The 19,180-nt window shown below is 59.0% G+C and carries 17 protein-coding genes; 8 read left to right on the top strand and 9 right to left on the bottom strand.

Annotated elements, in window-relative coordinates:
• The first annotated feature begins 31 nt into the window (after positions 1 to 31).
• Positions 32 to 448, top strand: a complete 417-nt coding sequence (locus tag ACIQYF_RS03255; protein WP_402856815.1) for an NINE protein — start codon at positions 32 to 34, stop codon at positions 446 to 448.
• A gap of 58 nt (positions 449 to 506) precedes the next feature.
• On the opposite strand, the gene ACIQYF_RS03250 is transcribed toward ACIQYF_RS03255, so the two are convergent.
• The 7 genes from ACIQYF_RS03250 to gshB all read right to left on the bottom strand — a co-directional run bounded on the left by ACIQYF_RS03250 (position 507) and on the right by gshB (position 6,453).
• A complete protein-coding gene (locus ACIQYF_RS03250; protein ID WP_402856813.1) occupies positions 507 to 1,778 on the bottom strand; it encodes a dihydroorotase in 1,272 nt (423 codons plus the stop codon).
• Positions 1,775 to 2,779, bottom strand: a complete 1,005-nt coding sequence (locus ACIQYF_RS03245) for an aspartate carbamoyltransferase catalytic subunit (protein ID WP_402856811.1) — start codon at positions 2,777 to 2,779, stop codon at positions 1,775 to 1,777. The genes ACIQYF_RS03250 and ACIQYF_RS03245 overlap by 4 nt, the downstream gene beginning before the upstream one ends.
• A gap of 12 nt (positions 2,780 to 2,791) precedes the next feature.
• Positions 2,792 to 3,310 carry a bifunctional pyr operon transcriptional regulator/uracil phosphoribosyltransferase PyrR gene (gene pyrR / locus ACIQYF_RS03240; protein ID WP_402856808.1) on the bottom strand — a complete coding sequence of 173 codons (519 nt, stop codon included), beginning with the start codon at positions 3,308 to 3,310 and terminating at the stop codon, positions 2,792 to 2,794.
• A gap of 83 nt (positions 3,311 to 3,393) precedes the next feature.
• On the bottom strand, positions 3,394 to 3,834 hold the full coding sequence (gene ruvX, locus ACIQYF_RS03235) for a Holliday junction resolvase RuvX (RefSeq protein WP_402856805.1): 441 nt from the start codon (positions 3,832 to 3,834) through the stop codon (positions 3,394 to 3,396).
• Complete coding sequence (locus tag ACIQYF_RS03230; RefSeq protein WP_402856803.1) at positions 3,834 to 4,406, bottom strand: YqgE/AlgH family protein; 573 nt, start codon at positions 4,404 to 4,406, stop codon at positions 3,834 to 3,836. The genes ruvX and ACIQYF_RS03230 overlap by 1 nt, the downstream gene beginning before the upstream one ends.
• Before the next feature lie 79 nt (positions 4,407 to 4,485).
• Positions 4,486 to 5,385 carry a TonB family protein gene (locus ACIQYF_RS03225; protein ID WP_402856800.1) on the bottom strand — a complete coding sequence of 300 codons (900 nt, stop codon included), beginning with the start codon at positions 5,383 to 5,385 and terminating at the stop codon, positions 4,486 to 4,488.
• Between the two features lie 102 nt (positions 5,386 to 5,487).
• Entirely contained in the window at positions 5,488 to 6,453 is a 966-nt protein-coding gene (gene gshB, locus ACIQYF_RS03220) for a glutathione synthase (RefSeq protein WP_402856798.1), read from the bottom strand.
• 341 nt (positions 6,454 to 6,794) lie between these two features.
• Here gshB and pilG point away from each other — a divergent pair, with 341 nt between their 5' ends.
• The 7 genes from pilG (at position 6,795) to ACIQYF_RS03185 (ending at position 17,512) form a co-directional block, all read left to right on the top strand.
• Positions 6,795 to 7,202: a twitching motility response regulator PilG gene (pilG, locus tag ACIQYF_RS03215; RefSeq protein ID WP_402856795.1), complete on the top strand. Its 408-nt coding sequence runs from the start codon at positions 6,795 to 6,797 to the stop codon at positions 7,200 to 7,202.
• Positions 7,203 to 7,243: 41 nt separating this feature from the next.
• Positions 7,244 to 7,621: a twitching motility response regulator PilH gene (gene pilH, locus ACIQYF_RS03210; RefSeq protein WP_402856792.1), complete on the top strand. Its 378-nt coding sequence runs from the start codon at positions 7,244 to 7,246 to the stop codon at positions 7,619 to 7,621.
• A 10-nt stretch (positions 7,622 to 7,631) separates the two neighbouring features.
• Positions 7,632 to 8,177, top strand: a complete 546-nt coding sequence (locus tag ACIQYF_RS03205; RefSeq protein WP_402856789.1) for a chemotaxis protein CheW — start codon at positions 7,632 to 7,634, stop codon at positions 8,175 to 8,177.
• 53 nt (positions 8,178 to 8,230) lie between these two features.
• Complete coding sequence (locus tag ACIQYF_RS03200; protein ID WP_402856786.1) at positions 8,231 to 10,288, top strand: methyl-accepting chemotaxis protein; 2,058 nt, start codon at positions 8,231 to 8,233, stop codon at positions 10,286 to 10,288.
• 27 nt (positions 10,289 to 10,315) lie between these two features.
• Positions 10,316 to 16,225 carry an Hpt domain-containing protein gene (locus ACIQYF_RS03195; protein ID WP_402856783.1) on the top strand — a complete coding sequence of 1,970 codons (5,910 nt, stop codon included), beginning with the start codon at positions 10,316 to 10,318 and terminating at the stop codon, positions 16,223 to 16,225.
• Positions 16,218 to 16,667, top strand: a complete 450-nt coding sequence (locus ACIQYF_RS03190) for a chemotaxis protein CheW (protein WP_402856780.1) — start codon at positions 16,218 to 16,220, stop codon at positions 16,665 to 16,667. The genes ACIQYF_RS03195 and ACIQYF_RS03190 overlap by 8 nt, the downstream gene beginning before the upstream one ends.
• 227 nt (positions 16,668 to 16,894) lie before the next feature.
• Positions 16,895 to 17,512, top strand: coding sequence for a hemolysin III family protein (locus tag ACIQYF_RS03185; RefSeq protein ID WP_402856777.1), 618 nt, complete (start codon positions 16,895 to 16,897; stop codon positions 17,510 to 17,512).
• A 125-nt stretch (positions 17,513 to 17,637) separates the two neighbouring features.
• Here the strand turns inward: ACIQYF_RS03185 and ACIQYF_RS03180 are convergent, their stop codons facing one another.
• Together ACIQYF_RS03180 and ACIQYF_RS03175 are read right to left on the bottom strand one after the other, a co-directional pair.
• Positions 17,638 to 18,492 (bottom strand): formate/nitrite transporter family protein, encoded by an 855-nt coding sequence (locus ACIQYF_RS03180; RefSeq protein WP_402856774.1) that lies wholly within the window; start codon positions 18,490 to 18,492, stop codon positions 17,638 to 17,640.
• Between the two features lie 173 nt (positions 18,493 to 18,665).
• On the bottom strand, positions 18,666 to 19,067 hold the full coding sequence (locus tag ACIQYF_RS03175) for an acyl-CoA thioesterase (protein ID WP_402856771.1): 402 nt from the start codon (positions 19,065 to 19,067) through the stop codon (positions 18,666 to 18,668).
• Positions 19,068 to 19,180 lie beyond the last annotated feature (113 nt).

The following is a 19,180-nucleotide window of genomic DNA, read 5'->3' as shown; positions in this document are numbered from 1 at the left end:
TATTTTTCTATCAGCAGCAAAGAGGGCATTTATGAGCGGCTATCGAGACGATGTACAGCGCGATACCCACAGCAAAGTGCTGGGTTATTTGCTCTGGATTTTTGGTTTTCTGGGGGCTCACCGCTTCTATTACGGCAAGCCGGTGACCGGGACGATCTGGTTTTTCACCTTTGGATTGTTGGGCTTGGGTTGGCTGGTCGACTTGTTCCTGATCCCGAGCATGGACCGTGAGGCGGACCTGCGTTTTACGGCAGGTGATACCGACTACAACGTGTCCTGGATTCTGCTGACGTTTCTGGGCGTGTTTGGCGTACACCGCATGTATATGGGCAAATGGATCACCGGGATCATCTACCTCTTTACCGGCGGTTTTTTCCTGATCGGCGTGTTGTATGACTTCTGGACCTTGAACGATCAGATCTCGATCAAGAACGCTGAGCGCCGTTAAAGATCAAAAGCCCCTAACCTTCTCCATACAGGGAGAGGGTTAGGGGTGAGGGCGGTTCTCAGCCTTCGTAACTAATCCGGCCATCCACCAGCGTGTAACGCACGGCACTCGGCAGGCAATGGCCGAGGAACGCGCAGTTGTCACCTTTGGAGAGCCATTTCTCACCGGCAACCGTCGAGGCCGCCGGGTCGAACAGCACCAGGTCGGCAGGCGCACCCACCGCCAAGCTACCTGCCGGCAGGCGTAACGCCTGGGCCGGGCCTGCGCTTAGGCGGGCGAGCAAGGTCGGCAAGTCCAACAGGCCGTCTTCTACCAGCGTCATCGCCAATGGCAACAGCAGTTCAACACTGCTCATGCCCGGTTCGGTCGCGCCGAACGGTGCCAGCTTGGCGTCGCGCTCGTGAGGCTGGTGATGGCTGGAAATAGCCTGCACCACACCCGACTTCACAGCAGCACGCAGACCGTCGCGGTCAGCGCGGGTGCGCAGTGGGGGTTGCACGTGGTACACGCTGGAGAAGTCCACCAGCGCTTCATCGGTCAAAATTAGCTGATACAGCGCCACATCGGCGGTTACCTTCAGGCCGCGTGCCTGTGCCTGAGCAATCAGGGCCACGCCGCGCGCACTGGTCAGTTGGCTGAAGTGCGCGCGCACGCCACTTTGCTCAACCAGCAGCAGGTCGCGCGCCAGGGCCACGGTTTCTGCGGTTTCCGGAATGCCCGGCAAACCCCGGAAAGCCGCCATCGGGCCGTCGTGGGCGATGCCACCTTCGGCCAGGTCGCGGTCTTGCGAGTTAAAAATCACCGTCAGGTCGAATGTCGCCGCGTATTCCAGCGCCCGGCACAGGGTTCGGGTGTTGGTGAAGCTGCTGAGGCCGTTGCCGAACGCTACGCAACCGGCGTCACGCAGGGCAATCAGTTCGGCCAGTTGCTCACCTTCAAGGCCTTTGCTCAGTGCGCCAATCGGGAACACTTTGCAGTTACCCGCTTCGCGGGCACGGTCCAGGATCAACTCGGCCACCGCCGAGGTGTCGAGTACCGGCCTGGTGTGCGGCGGGCAGCACAGGCTGGTCACGCCACCGGCCGCCGCAGCGCGGGTTTCGCTGGCGATGGTGCCTTTGCGGCTGTAACCCGGCTCACGCAGGGCCACGTTAAGGTCAACCAGCCCCGGCGCGGCCACCAGGCCATTGGCATCGAGGGTCTGGTTTGGGGTAAAGCCGGCAGGCGCTGCGCCAATGGCGATGATTTTGCAGGCTTCAATGTGCAGGTCTGTCACTTGATCCAGCTGGCTCGCTGGGTCGATTACGCGTGCGCCGAGAATGCTGAGCTTCACTGGGCCTTCTCCTGTTCGAATTGGCGCTGGGCCGTTTGCCCGCTCATGGTCATGGACAGCACGGCCATGCGCACGGCGATGCCATAAGTCACCTGGTTGAGGATCACCGAGTGTGGGCCGTCAGCCACTGCCGACTCAATTTCCACGCCGCGGTTGATCGGGCCAGGGTGCATCACGATCGCGTCCGGCTTGGCACCTGCCAGGCGGGCGGTGGTCAGGCCGAACAGGCGGTAGAACTCGCCCTCGCTCGGCAACAGGCCACCGGACATGCGCTCGCGCTGCAGGCGCAACATGATCACCACGTCGACGTCTTTAAGGCCTTCGTTCATGTCGGTGTACACCTTCACCCCGTATTGCTCGATACCGATCGGCAGCAGGGTCTTCGGTGCGATGACGCGGATGTCCTTACAGCCCAGGGTTTTCAGCGCGATCATGTTCGACCGTGCGACCCGCGAGTGCAGGATGTCGCCGACGATGGCCACCGAGAGGTTTTCAAAGCTCCCTTTGTGTCGACGGATGGTCAGCATGTCGAGCATGCCCTGGGTAGGGTGTGCGTGACGGCCGTCGCCGCCGTTGATGATCGCCACCTGCGGGCACACGTGCTCGGCAATAAAGTGCGCGGCGCCGGAATCGCCGTGACGCACCACGAACATGTCGGCGGCCATGGCTTCAAGGTTGCGCAGCGTGTCGAGCAGGGTTTCGCCCTTGCTCGCGGACGAGGTCGACACGTTCAGTGTGATCACGTCGGCAGACAGGCGTTGAGCCGCCATTTCAAAGGTGGTGCGAGTGCGTGTGGAGTTCTCGAAGAACACGTTGCACACGGTCTTGCCGCGCAGCAACGGGACTTTCTTTACCGCCCGGGCGCCGACTTCAAGGAAGGAGTCAGCGGTGTCGAGGATTTCGGTCAGCAGCTCACGGCTCAACCCGTCGAGCGACAGGAAGTGGCGCAACTGGCCCTGATCATTGAGCTGTAGCGGGCGCTTGGCGTCTATAGGCGTCATCGCAATGGTCTCTTAAAGGGCTGGGTCTAGAGATGAATTTTGAATCTCGAGGGTCAGCGGCGCAGGGCCAGACAGTTTCACTCGCTCGGTTGGCTTGAGTGACAAGGTTGCGCCCACCACGTTTGGACGGATTGGCAGCTCGGCAGCGTCCAGGTCCAACAGGCTGACCAGCGTCACGCTGGCAGGACGACCATAGTCGAACAATTCGTTCAGGGCGGCGCGGATGGTACGGCCGCTCATCAGCACGTCGTCAATCAGCACCAAGTGCTGGCCTTCAATCTCGAACGGCAGGTCGGAGGGGCGTACTTGCGGGTGCAGGCCGTTTTGGCTGAAGTCATCGCGGTAGAAGGACACATCCAGCGTGCCCAGCGGGGAGTCGCTGTCCAGTGCACGCAGCAGCGCCTGAGCAACCCAGATGCCGCCGGTGCGAATGCCGATGAAACGGGGTTCGGTGATGCCGCGACGGGCCAGATGGGCCTTGAGATCAATGGCCATCTGAGAGATCAGTTCGGCGGGAACAGGCAAGATCATGGTGGCTCCTTAAAAGGCCCGCGTGGCAAAGCGTGCGGCGGCGGGCGCAAACAATGGGGCGCGTCAGTGGTGCAAACGCAGCGTCAGGCTAGAGAGGGTTGCGGGTGTTCGTCGAGCCAGCCTTGAAGCACCAGTTTGGCGGCGATGGCATCAACGGGGTTGTCGCGATAACTGCCTCGCTGGCCACCTTGGGCGCGGCGTTCGCCCTTGGCTTCGAAGGTGGTCAGGCGCTCATCGTGAGTAAACACGGGCAGATTGAAGCGACCATTCAGGCGATTGGCAAATTTTTGCGCGCGAGCACAGAACTCACTCGGGGTGCCGTCCATGTTCAGGGGCATGCCCACCACCAGGGCGTCCGGTTGCCATTCCTTGATCAGCTTTTGGATTTCATCCCAATTGGGAATACCGTTTACGGCTTTCAGGTTGCACAACTCACGGGCTTGCCCGGTGATCATCTGGCCGACCGCCACCCCGATGGAACGGGTGCCGTAGTCGAAACCCAGCAGTAAGCGAAGGCCGGGCATCAGGAGTGTCCTGCTTGACGGGGTAGCAAATTAAGGTTCACTCCGAGGTGTTTGGCGGCCGCTTCGAGGCGCAGCTCGCTGGAAGTTTCAAACAGGATTTCGTTTGAGTACACACAGGTCAACCAGGCGTTGTCGGCCAGTTCGGCCTCCAACTGGCCAGCGTCCCACCCGGCGTAACCCAGGCAAATAAGGCTGCGTTGTGGGCCATGTCCGTCAGCAATGCTGGACAGGATGTCGACTGAGGTGGTCAGTGCCAGCCCTTCCTGCAGCTCGACTGTGGCGTCAAAGTTCATGGTGGCGGGGTGCAGGACAAAACCGCGGTCCACCATCACCGGGCCGCCGCCGTAAATGGGAATGTGTTGGCACAAGGGTGAGGACAGAACGTCGGGGCGCAACTGCTCAAGAATATCCGTCAGGCTCAGTTCCATCGGCCGATTGATCACCAACCCCATGGCCCCATTGGCCGTGTGCTCGACGATGTAGGTCAAGGTGTGGGCAAAGTTAGGGTCAGCCATGTGCGGCATGGCGATCAGAAATTGATGCTTGAGGTACGTTGGCGTGTGCTTTTTCATGAGCCTAAGTGTGGCGCTGACAAGGGGAACTGACAAGTTGGCGAATGATAAAAGCCTTTGTAGCCTGCGCCAGCTCCCACTAATTACTCGACAATTGGTCGCCCGGGCCGAAGCGCCAGGTGCGGATGATCTCTAGACGGTCGATATCGGCCAGGTCGCCGGTAAACGGTGCAAAAGGCGCTGCAAGACGCACGATGCGCTGCGCGGCTTGATCCAGCAACGGTTGCCCGGACGATTCCAGCACCAGCACTTCATGCAATGAGCCATCGCGGTTGATAGACACCAGCAGCCGCAGCTTGCCGTAGATCTTTTCTCGGCGCGCTTGCTCGGGGTAGTTCAGGTTGCCCACCCGTTCGATTTTCTTGCGCCAGTCTTCTTTATACCAAGCCCCTTTATCGCGCATGGTTGACGCCGCACTCATGCGGTAGATCTTTGGGCGCTTGGCATACAGTTGTTGTTCGTTGGCCAGTTCGGCTTCGAGGCTGGAAATCTCGCCGGACAGCTGCGAGCTGTCGAATGTCGGCACGCTGGCTTTGGGCGCCGCTTCGGTTTTGACTTTTTGCGGTTCGCGCGGCGCTTTTTTGGGCTTGGGCGCCACCGTAGTCACCGCCGCTTTGGGCGCCGCTTGAGGCTGCTCTGGCTTGGCCGCCGGAGGAGGCGTGACTTTATTAACGGTGTTGTCCTGAAACGGGGCAATTTCGGTGGTCTTGGGCACGGCTTTTTTATCCAGGGTGCCGCTCCCCTGCTGGTTGTCTTGGGCGAGAAAGTCGGCTTTCTCCGGCGCTTTCTCGCTCTTGAAGGTGGAAAGCGTGATTTCCAGGGTTTTGCTGATTTGCTTGGGCTCGCTGACGCTGAAACCCACGCCCAAAATCACCGCAATGTGGATCAGCGCTGCAACAAACAGGGTAAACCCCAGGCGATCAGCCGCACGCGCGCCTGTGTGGCTGAGTTCGGGGGGCAGGTCGCTGGGGAGGGGCATAAAAAACCAACATCGCAGGTTTTACGGTTCGGCATGATACCGCAATGTTGGTTTTTAACTGCAAGGGGGCAAGTTAAAGGCGGTCCGCTTGCCGGGTGTGGCTTAAAGCTTGCGGCTGCTGTCCTTTAGCTTGCGTTCAATCGCGTCCATCAAAAGGGCACCGATGTGGGTGCCGAAGGCGTTGTCTATTTCGCGGATGCAGGTCGGGCTGGTGACGTTGATTTCAGTCAGGTGCTCGCCGATTACGTCCAAGCCTACGAACAACAGGCCTTTTTCACGCAGGGTTGGGCCTACTTGGGCTGCAATCCAACGATCCTTTTCGCTCAGCGGGCGGGCTTCGCCACGGCCACCGGCGGCCAGGTTGCCACGGGTTTCGCCGTGGGCCGGAATACGCGCCAGGCAGTAAGGCACCGGCTCGCCGTCGATCATCAGGATGCGTTTGTCGCCGTCCTTGATCGCTGGCAGGTAGCCTTGGGCCATGATTTGCTGAGTGCCGTTGGCGGTCAGGGTCTCGAGGATCACCGACAGGTTTGGATCGCCCACCCGATGGCGGAAAATCGACGTGCCTCCCATGCCGTCCAGCGGCTTGAGGATCACGTCGCCGTGCAGGGCGGCGAACTCACGCAGTACGTCGGCGCGGCGGCTGACCACGGTCGGCGGCGTGCACTGGGTGAATTGGGTCGCGAACAGTTTTTCGTTGCAGTCACGCAGGCTCTGCGGTTTGTTGACAATCAGAACGCCGTCGCGCTCGGCTTGCTCCAGCAAATAGGTGGAGTACACAAACTCCATGTCGAAGGGCGGATCCTTGCGCATCAGGATCACATCCAGATCGCTCAGGGCGGTGTCGGTCTCGGCGTCCAGCTCAAACCACTTCTCGGGGTTGGCGAACACTTTGAGCGGCTTCATCCGTGCACGGGCCTTGCCTTCGCTCAGGTAAAGGTCTTGCTGCTCCATATAGAACAGCGTCCAACCGCGGTCTTGTGCGGCCAGCAGCATGGCCAGCGAGCTGTCCTTTTTATAGGAGATGCCCGCAATGGGGTCCATGACAATCCCGACTCGAACGCTCATGGCAAATTCCTTAAATAAAATGGTGGGCAAAAGGCGTATAAAAGTGGCGCCAGAGTGGCGCTGAGTGTGGTCTTGGTCAAGTGACATAGCGTTGATAACAGGCCAGCAACCCCGTGGGAGCTGCCGCAGGCTGCGATCTTTTGACGTTGGTAAATCAAAAGATTGCCGCTTGCGGCAGCTCCCATGTTGGTTTTAAGCCAACACGCAGAGGTGTGTATTGCAGGTCGTGTCTGTGCTAAAAAGACTCGCACAGCGCTTGCAGCCCTTGCCCCTCAAGGAGTAAAGGCTATTAGCCGCACAGTTGTAACAAAACGGGTCGCCGTGGCGATGGTAGAGCACATATGGATAAGCATTCCAGCGCCTTAAAGGTGATGGTGATCGACGATTCAAAGACCATTCGCCGCACCGCTGAAACGTTGCTGAAAAACGTGGGCTGTGAGGTCATTACGGCGATCGACGGTTTTGATGCCCTGGCCAAGATTGTCGACCATCATCCGCATATCATCTTTGTCGATATCATGATGCCGCGCCTGGATGGCTATCAGACGTGCGCACTGATCAAGAACAACCGGGCGTTTAAAAACACGCCGGTGATTATGTTGTCGTCCAAGGATGGGTTGTTTGACAAGGCCAAAGGGCGGATTGTCGGATCTGATCAATTTTTGACCAAGCCTTTCAGTCGAGATGAACTGCTGAGTGCAATCAAAGCCCATGTGCCGGGTTTCAACGTCGTCCCGAACGCTCAATGACGCCGGCCAGTCGGCCGATTACCTTATAAATGGGGAACACCATGGCTCGCATTCTGATCGTCGATGACTCGCCGACTGAAATGTACAAACTGACCAGCATGCTCGAAAAGCACGGTCATGAAGTGCTCAAGGCTGAAAACGGCGCAGATGGCGTGGCGCTGGCGCGGCAGGAAAAGCCCGACCTGGTCATGATGGACATCGTGATGCCGGGCCTCAATGGTTTTCAGGCCACGCGCCAGTTGACCAAAGACGCTGAAACCACCCATATCCCGGTGATTATCGTCACCACCAAAGATCAGGAAACCGATAAGGTTTGGGGGACGCGCCAAGGGGCCAGAGACTACATCACCAAGCCGCTCGATGAGGAGATGCTGATCAAGACGGTGAACTCGGTGTTGGGCGGAAACCAGAACAAGTGACGGCCTTCTGATGCCTGACTCTCTGACAGCCTTCGAACTGCTGCTTGAGATAGACCAGCGCTGTCGCTCGCTGGCAGCGGGTGTGGTGCCTGTGCAAGCGCAGGCCGAGGCCCAGGGCTGGAGTGGCATTGGCTTTCGCATGGGGGAGCACCGCTTTGTGGCGCCCCTGGGTGAAATCGCCGAGATCCTCCACGAGCCGCGTTTTACCTTGCTGCCTGGTGTAAAACCTTGGGTTAAAGGGGTGGCTAATCTGCGGGGGCAACTGTTGCCGATTATGGACCTGTGCGGCTTTTTCGCGATTGAGTTGTCGCCCCTGCGCAAACAGCGCCGAGTGCTGGTGCTGGCATACAAAGACGTATTTGTCGGCTTGCAAGTGGATGAAGTGCTGGGCATGCAGCACTTTTCCCAGGCTGAGCTAGACACCGATGTACAGGCCTTACCCGGCCTTTCGTTTGCCCCCTATATTCAGGGACATTTCGCCGGCCAGCCCGCATGGTGGATTTTCAGCCCGTTCGCGCTGGCCAAGGCACCGCAGTTTTGGGCTGTGGCGGTGTGAGTAGGGCGCGCGTTTTACCTTCAGCTTTAACACGGGATGCCAGGGCCTGATCGATGAGCACAGCCAATACCGCTAAACCAATGGAAGGGTCGCGCAGTCGTTCGCAGATCATCGCGCTTTTTATTGCCCTGATCGTGTTCATCATGCTGTTGTTCGCCAACTTTGCTTATCTCAACACTCAGTCCAACTACGACAAGCAATACATCAGCCACGCTGGTGAGTTGCGCGTGTTGTCGCAGCGTATCGCCAAAAACGCCACTGAAGCCGCCGCCGGTAAAGCCGCCGCGTTCAAGTTGCTCAGCGATGCGCGCAATGACTTCAGCCAACGTTGGGATTACTTGCAAAAGGGTGATCCGTCCACCGGCCTGCCGCCTGCGCCACCGACAGTGCACAAGGAAATGCAGGCCGTCCAGCGCGACTGGGAGCCGTTGCTGCAAAGCACCAACGCGATTCTGGCCAGTGAGCAGACGGTATTGTCGTTGCATCAGGTGGCAGCCACTCTGGCCGAGACCGTGCCGCAGTTGCAGGTCGAGTACGAAAAGGTCGTCGAAATTCTGTTGCAGCGCGCAGCCCCGGCCGGCCAGGTCGCCCTGGCCCAGCGTCAGTCCTTGCTCGCTGAGCGCATTTTAGGCGCAGTCAACACGGTGCTGACCGGTGACGAGAGCGCTGCCCAGGCGGCTGATGCCTTTGGCCGTGATGCCAACCGTTTTGGGCAAGTGCTCAACGGCATGCTCGAAGGCAATGACGGGCTCAGAATTACCCGGGTTGAAGACAAGGACGCCCGCGCCCGGTTGCTGGAAATCTCGGAGCTGTTCCAGTTTGTGTCGGGCTCGGTGGACGAAATCCTCGAAACTTCGCCTCAGTTGTTTCACGTGCGAAAGGCTGCCAATACCATTTTCAGCCTGTCGCAAACCATGCTCGACGAAGCGTCAACGCTGGCCAACGGGTTCGAAAATCTGGCCAGCGGGCGTTCGCTGGACATTATTGGCGGCTATGTTCTGGGTCTGCTGGCGCTGATGTCGATCATCCTCATCGGGCTGGTGATGGTGCGCGAGACCAATCGTCAACTGCGCGAAACCGCTGAAAAGAACGAACGAAATCAAAACGCGATCATGCGCTTGCTGGACGAAATCGAAGACTTGGCAGACGGTGATCTGACCGTGACCGCGTCGGTCACCGAAGACTTCACTGGAGCGATTGCCGACTCCATTAACTACTCCATCGACCAGCTGCGCGAATTGGTGGCCACCATCAACCTGACAGCGGGCCAGGTGGCAGCCGCCGTGCAGGAAACCCAGGCCACTGCCATGCAACTGGCCGATGCATCAGAGCATCAGGCCCAGCAGATCGCCGAGGCGTCGGGGGCGGTTCGGCAAATGGCCCAGTCGATTGATCAGGTCTCGGCCAATGCTTCCGAGTCGTCGGCGGTGGCGGAGCGTTCAGTGGCGATTGCCAACAAAGGCAATGAAGTGGTGCACAACACCATCCACGGCATGGACAACATTCGTGACCAGATTCAGGACACCGCCAAGCGGATCAAGCGTTTGGGTGAGTCTTCTCAGGAAATCGGCGACATTGTCAGCCTGATTGACGACATTGCTGATCAAACTAACATTTTGGCTCTGAACGCAGCCATTCAGGCTTCGATGGCAGGGGACGCCGGGCGCGGCTTTGCCGTGGTGGCAGACGAGGTGCAGCGCCTGGCCGAGCGTTCGTCAGCGGCGACGCGGCAAATCGAGACCCTGGTGCGGGCGATTCAGGCCGACACCAACGAAGCCGTGATCTCCATGGAACAAACCACCACCGAAGTGGTGCGCGGAGCGCGTTTGGCGCACGATGCCGGCGTGGCACTGGAGGAAATCGAAGGTGTGTCGCAAAACCTTGCTGACTTGATCCAGAGCATTTCCAATGCTGCGCAAGAACAAGCCACCTCCGCGTCACAAATTTCCCTGACCATGAACGTGATTCAGCAAATCACCAACCAGACCTCGTCCGGCTCGACCGCGACCGCTGACAGCATTGGCAACCTGGCAAAAATGGCCAGGCAGCTGCGGCGCTCGGTGTCCGGTTTCACGTTGCCAGCTTCGCCCAAACCCCATGAGCCACAGTAGTGCGGCGCAATTCAGACTGGAGTCGTTATGGTTGACCGGCACGACTATGTAGCCCTTGAGTGGGTTAAAGACGAGATTGCCGACACCTTGAAACAGGCTCGCGTGGCGCTGGAAGGCTACGCTCGACAACCCGCCGCTCAAGCGCTGGCGCAGTGCCTGGAATGCATTCATCAGGTGCATGGCAGTTTGCTGATGGTGGAGTTTTACGGGGCTGCCTTGCTGGCCGAAGAGATGGAACAATTGGTGGTCGCCCTGCAACAGGGTCGGGTCAACCAGCTCGACGAGGCCCTGCGGTTGTTGCAGCAAGCGTTCAGCCAATTGCCGCTGTACCTTGATCGTGTGCACAGCGCCCGACGCGATTGGCCGTTGGTGGTGTTGCCATTGCTCAACGATCTGCGCACCGCCCGTGGCGAGGCCCTGCTCTCTGAAACCAGCTTGTTCAGCCCCGACTTGCACACGCTGCCTGAGCTGGATCAGGCCGCACTGGCTCACTTGCGCCCGAGCGAGTGGCCGCACCAGATACTGGCTTTGCGTCACGCCTTGCATGACGCTCTCCAGGGCTTGCTGCGCGAAGAAGACATGCGTGCCAACCTGGAGCGGTTGGCTGAAGTGTTTGGCCAGCTTGAAAACCTGTGTCAGGGCGCACCGCTCAATGCCTTGTGGAAAGTCGCCTCAGCGCTGGTCGACGGCATGCTGCGGGGGCGCGTAGCCAATAGTCCGGCCTTGCGCAGCCTGCTGGGTGAGTCGGACAAAGAACTCAAGCGCCTGCTGGAGCAAGGCATCGACGGCGTTAATCAGCCTGCTCCCGACGACGTGCTCACCAGCCTGCTGTTTTACATCGCAAAAGCTGAACAGCCGACCACCAAAATGCTCGCGCTGAAAAACCGCTATGAGCTGGACGAAGCCATGCCTGATGCGGCCATGGTTGATGAGGAGCGTGCGCGACTGGCTGGCCCTGACCGCGACGCCATGCGTTCGGTGGTGGCGGCTTTGTGCGAAGAGCTGGTGCGGGTCAAGGAACGCCTCGACCTGTTTGTGCGCAGCGACCGGCTGCATGTGTCGGAGTTGAGCAGTCTGATGGCGCCGTTGCGGCAGATCGCCGACACGCTGGCGGTGCTTGGGTTTGGGCAGCCGCGCAAGGTCATCATCGATCAACTGGCTGTGGTGCAAGGCATCGCCCAAGGGCAGCGAGAGCCGACAGACGCAGTCTTGATGGACGTGGCTGCGGCCCTGCTGTACGTCGAGTCCACGTTGGCCGGGATGGTCGGCAGTGTCGAGCCTTCGTCCCGAGAAGAGAGTCGCCTGCCCACCACCGATCTGATGCAGATCCACCAACTGGTGATCAAAGAAGCGCGCATCGGACTGGAAGATGTCAAAGACCTGATCGCCGATTATCTGGCTGACAACCATGAACTCCAGCACCTGCAAGCGCTGCCCGACCTGTTGACCCAAATTCGTGGCGCGCTGGCCATGATCCCCCTGAGCCGCGCCGCCAGTTTGTTGCAAGGCTGCCACGACTTTGTCGTAGAACACCTATTGGGCGACCCGTTGCCGCGCACCGAGCAGTTGGACCATTTAGCGGATGCGTTGATCAGCATCGAATACTATCTGGAGCGACTCGCGCTGGACCCCGGTGCAGCGGGTGAAAAGGTGCTGGTACGGGCTGAAAAAAGCTTGGTGGAGCTGGGTTATGCGCCCGTCGAGCACAATGTACCGTTGCTTAATGACCGGCTCAGCCCCAATGAAGTCATGGTCATGCATGACTTGCAGACCCTGGATGATCCTCAGGTGATGCAAAGCCTGGCCGATGTGCTGGCCGGCCCGCTGTCGGAGGTCAACCCGCCGGCGCAAAACATCCCCAGTAGCCTGTTGCCGCCGCCTGCGGACGAAGAGCCAATCGATGAGGAGTTGCTGGAGGTCTTTCTGGAAGAGGCCGACGAAGTTCTGATCGCCCTGCATGATGCCTTGCCGCAGTGGGTTGCCAACCCGGCCGACAGTGCTGCGCTGGCCATTCTGCGGCGCTCCTTTCACACTCTCAAAGGCAGCGGGCGCATGGTCCGTGCGCTGGTGCTGGGCGAGCTGGCGTGGGCTGTTGAAAACCTGCTCAACCGCGTGATCGAGCACAAAGTGGCCCCGACGCCGGCGATTTATGAGTTGCTGGATGAGGTGCTGGTGAAGCTGGCGCAATTGATTCAGGAATTCGCCGAAGGGAACCAGCGTCAGCACGAAGACGTCGACCAACTGGCCGCACGTGCGCACATTCTGTCCAGAGGCGAACCGCTGCCGCTTTTGATCGAACAGCAAACTCCCGGCTTCGACTCGCAGTTGCTGGATATTTTCCGCCACGAAGCGCAAACCCACCTCGACAGCCTGAACCACTTTCTTGATCGGGCCAGCGAGCAGCTTCCGCTGTACGCCACTGACGATTTGCAACTCGCCATGCACACCCTCAAAGGCAGTGCACACATGGCGGGCGTGCTCAGAATGGCCGAGCTGGCAGCGCCGCTGGATTATCTGGTGCGTGAGTACAAGGCCCATAATCTTGCGCTGGACACCGATGAAGTCCAATTGTTACTGGAGGCCGACAGTTTGCTGCATCGCGGCCTCAAACAGCTCGATGTCGATCCGCTGAGCGAGATTCGCGGTGCCCGAGACTTGATCAAACGGACTGAACACTGCGTTTCCCGGCGCTTGCAAAGTGTTTTGAATGCACCTGCAGGCGCGTTGACGACCGCGCGTGACCCACAACGCATCGCCGAGTTTCTGGCGCAGAGCATGGACATTCTGTTTGATGCCGAAGACCTGCTGCGTCACTGGCGACAGAACCCGCATGAGCGCGACGGGCTCGACACCCTTCTGGACCAGTTGACCACGTTGGGCGAATCGGCGTTTTTGCTGGATCTACAGCCCATCGACGCGCTGTGCGAAGCCTTGCTTGACGTGTACGGCGCCGTTGAAGAAAGCAGTCTGGTGGTGAGCGAACGGTTCTTTCATGAGGCAGATGAGGCCCATGAAGCACTGATCAACATGCTCGACCAGTTGGCGGCCGGGCAAGAGATTACCCCGCAACCCCAACGTATTGCCGCCTTGCGTGCACTGCTGCATGAAGGCCTGGCGCCCGACGCTACAGGCTTGATTCGTCGAGACGGCCAACAGACGCTGGGCATCACTGAGCTGGGCGCTGCCACGGCGCAATTGGGGGCTGAAGAGAGCAAGGAGATGGACGACGAGATCGTCACCATTTTCATTGAAGAAGCGGTGGATATTCTCGACAGCGCGGGCCAGGCGTTGCAGCGCTGGCTCAAGGAGCCCGACAATCTGGCGCCGCTGTCCTCGTTGCAGCGGGACTTGCATACCCTCAAGGGTGGCGCGCGCATGGCCGGTATCGTGCCGATTGGCGACTTGGCCCATGAACTGGAGCATCTCTACGAAGGGCTGCTGGATCGACGCCTGAGCGAAAGCCCGACGTTGTCCCGCCTGCTGGAACTCAGCCACGCGCAACTGGTGGTCCTGCTCGAACAGCTGCAACACCAGCAGCCCTTGAGTGACACTGCCGAATTGATCGAGGCCATTCGCGGCTTCAGGCTTTACAACACGCCGTCAGCCGAGCCGAACGGCGTCGAGCCTGAAGGGGCGCCTGCGGTCGAGCAAAGCGTTACCGACCCGGAGTTGCTGGACATCTTTCTGGAAGAGGCCTTCGACATCCTCGAAAGCTCTGGGGCGGCGCTGTTGCGCTGGCAGGGCGAGCCGCAAAACCATCTGGAAGTCGAAAACCTGCTGCGCGACCTGCACACCCTCAAAGGGGGGGCGCGCATGGTCGAAATTTCCGCCATTGGTGATTTTGCCCACGAGCTGGAAACCCTTGTTGAAGATATTTCCCTCGGTTTTCTGACGGCGGGTGCCGAGCTGTTTACCTTGTTGCAGCGCAGCCATGATCAGCTGGCGCAAATGCTCGATGCCTTGCGCAGTGGCCAGCCAGTGCCTTCGCCGCAGGTACTGATCGAGCACATTCGCAAGGTTGAGCGCAGCACTCGGCAAGCCGTTTCGCCGCCAGCGCCGAGCAAACCGGAGCCGGTGCCCGAGGCTGAGCGGACCGGCTTGGACACCCTCAAAGTGCCGGCTGAATTGCTGGAAGAAATGGTCAACCTCGCGGGTGAAAATTCGATCATTCGTGGGCGTCTTGAACAACAGGTCAACGACGGCAAAACCGCCCTCAACGAAATGCAGACCACGCTTGAGCGCATGCACGATCAACTGCGTCGGCTCGACACCGAAACCCAGAGCCGCATTCACAGTCGCCAATACACTGAAGTCGATGGCGCGGCTTACGATGAGTTTGATCCGCTGGAAATGGACCGTCATTCGCAGCTGCAACAACTGTCGCGCGCGCTCTTCGAATCCGCCTCCGACCTGCTCGACCTCAAGGCCACGCTGGCGGCGCGCAATCAGGACGCCTACAGCCTGTTGAAAAAACAGGCGCGGGTTAATACCCAGCTGCAAGAAAGCCTGATGGGCACCCGCATGGTGCCGTTCGAGCGAGTGCTTCCACGCCTCAAGCGCGTGGTGCGACAAGTGGCGAGTGAGCTGGGCAAGCAGGTCGAATTCAGCGTCATCAATGCCGAAGCCGAGATCGACCGTAACGTCCTGGAGCGCATGGTCGCCCCGCTTGAACACATGCTGCGTAACGCTGTGGACCACGGCCTTGAGTCAGCAGCCATCCGTCATGCCGGCGGCAAACCCGAGCAGGGACGGATCTCCCTTGAGCTGTCTAACGAAGGCGGCGATGTGGTGTTCGACATCCGTGACGATGGTGCCGGCGTGCCGCTCGAAGCGGTGCGGCGCAAAGCCATCTTGCGTGGCTTATTGGACCCGCACGCAACCATCAGCGACCGCGACGTGTTGCAGTTCATCTTGCAGCCCGGGTTTTCGACGGCTGAAAAAATCACCCAGATTTCTGGGCGCGGCGTCGGCATGGACGTGGTGCATGAAGAAGTGCGCCAACTGGGCGGCAGCATGACCATCGACTCGGTGCCGGGGCAGGGTGTGCATTTTCAAATTCGCCTGCCGTTCAGTGTTTCGCTCAATCGCGCCTTGATGGTGCAGTGCGCGGACGAGCAGTACGCCATTGCACTGGACACCGTCGAAGGCATCGTGCGGGTTATGCCTCACGAGCTGGAAGACTACTACCAGCTAGACCCGCACATGTACCACTACGGTGGCCAGGACTACGATCTGTTTTACCTGGGCGAACTGCTGCAAACCGTGGGCAAGCCCAAATTGGTTGGGCAAAACCAATCATTGCCGGTGTTGCTGGTGCATTGTCAGGACCAGTACGTGGCGCTACAGGTTGACGCGTTGGCGGGCTCGCGGGAGATCGTGGTCAAAAGCCTCGGCCCGCAATTTACCGGGGTACAAGGCGTGACGGGCGCTACCATCCTGGGCGATGGCCGAGTGGTCTTGATCCTCGACTTGCTGGCCTATATCCGCGCGTACCAAGCGCGTCAGCCCTTGCAGCGGGCGAACCGGGACGCCAACGGCCTGCTGGAATTCACTCCGGCGGTGCGTCCTTTGTTGGTGCTGGTGGTCGATGACTCGGTCACCGTGCGCAAAGTCACCAGCCGCTTGCTCGAACGTAACGGTATGAACGTGATTACCGCCAAGGACGGGGTCGACGCGATGAGCGTGCTCGATGAGCACACCCCGGACCTGATGCTGCTCGACATCGAAATGCCGCGCATGGACGGCTTTGAAGTCGCCACTCGCGTGCGCAACGACCCGTACCTCAAAGATCTGCCGATCATCATGATCACCTCGCGTTCCGGCCAAAAGCACCAAAACCGCGCGATGGCCATCGGCGTCAACGACTACCTGAGCAAACCGTATCAAGAGTCGGTATTGCTGGAGCGCATCGCCTACTGGAGCAACCTGAATGCTTGACCACCGCGTGGGCAGCCTGACCTGCTTGTTGCTGCCGCTGGCAGATCGCTACCTGTTACTGCCCAACGTTGCGATCGCGGAACTCATCGACTGGCAGCGCGGCGAACCCAGTAGCGACTCGCCACCCTGGCACCTGCGACAAATCACTTGGCGCGACCGCGAACTGCCGCTGATCAGCTTCGAAGCTGCCTGCGGTAGCCCGTTAGTCATTGGCGAGCGCGCCCGCATCGTCATCCTCAACACCCTGAGCGGCGACCCGCGCCTTAAATTCATAGGGCTGGTGGTACAGGGCATCCCACGCTCCTACCGACTCGACAGCCAACTGAACTTTGTCGACGTACCGCTGAATCCGCTGGAGCGTGCGGCGGTGCAAGTGGGGGATTACGTGGCGAAGATTCCGGATTTGCCGGGGTTGGAAAGGTTGGTGTTGGGGGAGGGGTGAAGTCTGTTCTTACATTGACTGGACACGTCTCATGAGGGGCTTGGTTCTCTCATAAGCCCATCAGGCTGCTCAGCCGACGCTGTGACCCTTTCGTTTAAGTGAACAGCCTAGCGATATAAATACATCGGCCTCGACGATCGCCGCATTGCCCTTTAAGGTCGCAGGCTTGACCCTTATCTTGTAACAAGGTGACACACTCGCACTGTCGGTTATTGAGGATGTTGCACATGTATCACGGGGAAAAACTCAACGCCTGGACTCACTTGCTGGGGGCTGTGGCAGCTGCGGTAGGCAGTATTTGGTTGTTGGTCATGGCGTGCCTGGACGGCAGCCCGCAAAAGATTGTCAGTGTGGCTATTTATGGTGTGACGCTGGTGCTGCTGTACAGCGTGTCGACCGTTTACCACAGCGTGCGCGGACGGTCGAAAGTGATCATGCAAAAGTTTGATCACCTGTCGATTTACCTGTTGATCGCCGGCAGTTACACCCCGTTTTGTCTTGTCACGCTGCACGGGCCGTGGGGCTGGTCTTTGTTCGGGATTGTGTGGGGCATGGCGGTGATTGGCATGCTGCAAGAGATCAAGCCGCGTTCCGAAGCACGCATTCTGTCGATTGTGATTTACGCGGTCATGGGCTGGATTGTGCTGGTGGCGGTCAAGCCGCTGCTGGCAGCGCTAGGCACCGCCGGTTTTATCTGGCTGGCCACAGGTGGGGTCATGTACACCGTGGGGATTATCTTTTTTGCCCTTGATCATCGTCTGCGCCATGCCCACGGCATTTGGCATTTGTTCGTGATCGCTGGCAGCCTGCTGCACTTTGTGGCCATCGCGCATTACGTGATTTAGACGGCTGTAGGGGCGATCGTTGGCTCTTAAATATCTAAAGATCGCCAGAGTCTGTTCCCGTTTCGTCGCGGCTGCAATGAAACGGGAACAGACCATAGGCAAGCTCGCGCCTACAGGTGTGGTGCTTAATGCTGAGACTGTTGTTTGGGTTTTTTGTTGTCGCTGCGGATCTGCGCATGGCTGATCAGGGCGAAGATAAAGCTGCCGCCGATGATATTGCCCGCCAGGGTCGGGCCGGCAAAGATTAACCAGAAGTCTTTCCATGGCAGTTCGCCAGCAAATACCAGGTAGGAAACTTCGGCCGTACCCACCACGATGTGAGTGAAGTCACCCAATGCCATCAGGTAGGTGATGAGGATGATGATCCACATCTTTGCGCTCTCCATGGAGGGGATCATCCACACCATGGTTGCAATCATCCAGCCCGAGATAATGCCCTTGGAGAACATCTGACTGGCGTCGTTTTCCATCACCTTGCGCCCAATCTCAAGGAAGGCCGTGTCGGTCTGCGTGTCAAAAATCGGCAAGTGCAACATCACGTAGGCCACCAGCAAGGTGCCGACCAAGTTACCCACCAGCACTACCGCCCACAGACGAAGTAACCGCCCGAAGTTGTTCAGTGTCGGTTTGCTCATGATGGGCAAAACGGCCGTCAGGGTGTTTTCAGTGAACAGTTGCTGGCGAGCGAGGATGACCGCCAGAAAACCCGCGCAGTAACCAAAACTGGCGATGACCTTAAAGCCTTCGCCGCTGGGCAGCCGCGAGTTGAGTAACCCCATGGCCATGAGTGACAGGCCCATGGTCAGCCCGGCGGCGAGTGCCGACCAGAAGAGCGCAGCAATACTTCGCTCCAACTCCTGGTCGCCCTGAAAGCGAATAATTTCGTGCAGCACAGCTGCCCGTGGAGGCTGGTTTTTGGTGACGTCGTGCTCTTCTTCCGCCGACAGATTGGGGGTTTTTCCGCTGTTTTGAGTGCTCATGGGGTTTCATGACCGTTGGCGTGTGTAAGCGTACGACACGCACGGCGGCAGGCTGTTCACTCAAAACCTCCAGCCGCTGCCGAGGGCTGGGAGGGACTGCGCAGCGATCCCCCGGTTGAAGGGCTTGCGGCCCTTCTTGCAGCCTGCGTCAGCGGCTATAAGGTCAAAGGCAATCAGTCCTTCTTTTCATCGTCGAACTGGTCTTTGACGTATTTGATCTCGGTGCGCCCGTGTGGTGCGGGCAGACCGTCTTCCCCGAGGTTGACGAAGACCATTTTGTCGACCGTCAGGATGCTTTTACGGGTGATTTTATTGCGCACTTCGCAGGTCAGGGTGATCGAGGTGCGGCCAAATTCGGTGGCGGTGATGCCCAGTTCGATGATGTCGCCCTGGCGCGAGGCGCTGACAAAGTTGATCTCGGAGATGTACTTGGTGACCACGCGCTGGTTGCTCAACTGAACAATGGCGTAAATCGCGGCTTCTTCGTCGATCCAGCGCAGCAGGCTGCCACCGAACAAGGTGCCGTTGGGGTTTAGGTCTTCGGGTTTAACCCATTTGCGGGTGTGAAAATTCATAATCGCTCCTGACCGTCTTGCCTAAGATGCGGGCCATGATGTCAGACCCCAGCGCTAAGCTCTATTAACCTTGGTCTATGGTTTCGATTAGGCAAATGAAAAAGCCTTGGATA

It is taken from the genome of Pseudomonas sp. NPDC096917, assembly GCF_044762555.1.
In the GTDB taxonomy this organism is placed as follows: Bacteria; Pseudomonadota; Gammaproteobacteria; order Pseudomonadales; family Pseudomonadaceae; genus Aquipseudomonas.
The sequence above is the reverse complement of the archived record's forward strand: the minus strand, read 5'-3'. Positions and strand labels throughout refer to the sequence as shown.

Bases quoted from the DNA above. Each gene is read 5' to 3' on its own strand.
- pilH (WP_402856792.1), top strand. From the start codon at position 7,244: ATGGCTCGCATTCTGATCGTCGATGACTCGCCGACTGAAATGTACAAA.
- ACIQYF_RS03245 (WP_402856811.1), bottom strand. From the start codon at position 2,779: ATGACGCCTATAGACGCCAAGCGCCCGCTACAGCTCAATGATCAGGGC.
- ruvX (WP_402856805.1), bottom strand. From the start codon at position 3,834: ATGCCCGGCCTTCGCTTACTGCTGGGTTTCGACTACGGCACCCGTTCC.
- pyrR (WP_402856808.1), bottom strand. From the start codon at position 3,310: ATGATCTTGCCTGTTCCCGCCGAACTGATCTCTCAGATGGCCATTGAT.
- ACIQYF_RS03225 (WP_402856800.1), bottom strand. From the start codon at position 5,385: ATGCCCCTCCCCAGCGACCTGCCCCCCGAACTCAGCCACACAGGCGCG.
- ACIQYF_RS03205 (WP_402856789.1), top strand. From the start codon at position 7,632: ATGCCTGACTCTCTGACAGCCTTCGAACTGCTGCTTGAGATAGACCAG.
- gshB (WP_402856798.1), bottom strand. From the start codon at position 6,453: ATGAGCGTTCGAGTCGGGATTGTCATGGACCCCATTGCGGGCATCTCC.
- ACIQYF_RS03200 (WP_402856786.1), top strand. From the start codon at position 8,231: ATGAGCACAGCCAATACCGCTAAACCAATGGAAGGGTCGCGCAGTCGT.
- pilG (WP_402856795.1), top strand. From the start codon at position 6,795: ATGGATAAGCATTCCAGCGCCTTAAAGGTGATGGTGATCGACGATTCA.
- ACIQYF_RS03175 (WP_402856771.1), bottom strand. From the start codon at position 19,067: ATGAATTTTCACACCCGCAAATGGGTTAAACCCGAAGACCTAAACCCC.
- ACIQYF_RS03180 (WP_402856774.1), bottom strand. From the start codon at position 18,492: ATGAGCACTCAAAACAGCGGAAAAACCCCCAATCTGTCGGCGGAAGAA.
- ACIQYF_RS03230 (WP_402856803.1), bottom strand. From the start codon at position 4,406: ATGAAAAAGCACACGCCAACGTACCTCAAGCATCAATTTCTGATCGCC.
- ACIQYF_RS03185 (WP_402856777.1), top strand. From the start codon at position 16,895: ATGTATCACGGGGAAAAACTCAACGCCTGGACTCACTTGCTGGGGGCT.
- ACIQYF_RS03190 (WP_402856780.1), top strand. From the start codon at position 16,218: ATGCTTGACCACCGCGTGGGCAGCCTGACCTGCTTGTTGCTGCCGCTG.
- ACIQYF_RS03195 (WP_402856783.1), top strand. From the start codon at position 10,316: ATGGTTGACCGGCACGACTATGTAGCCCTTGAGTGGGTTAAAGACGAG.
- ACIQYF_RS03255 (WP_402856815.1), top strand. From the start codon at position 32: ATGAGCGGCTATCGAGACGATGTACAGCGCGATACCCACAGCAAAGTG.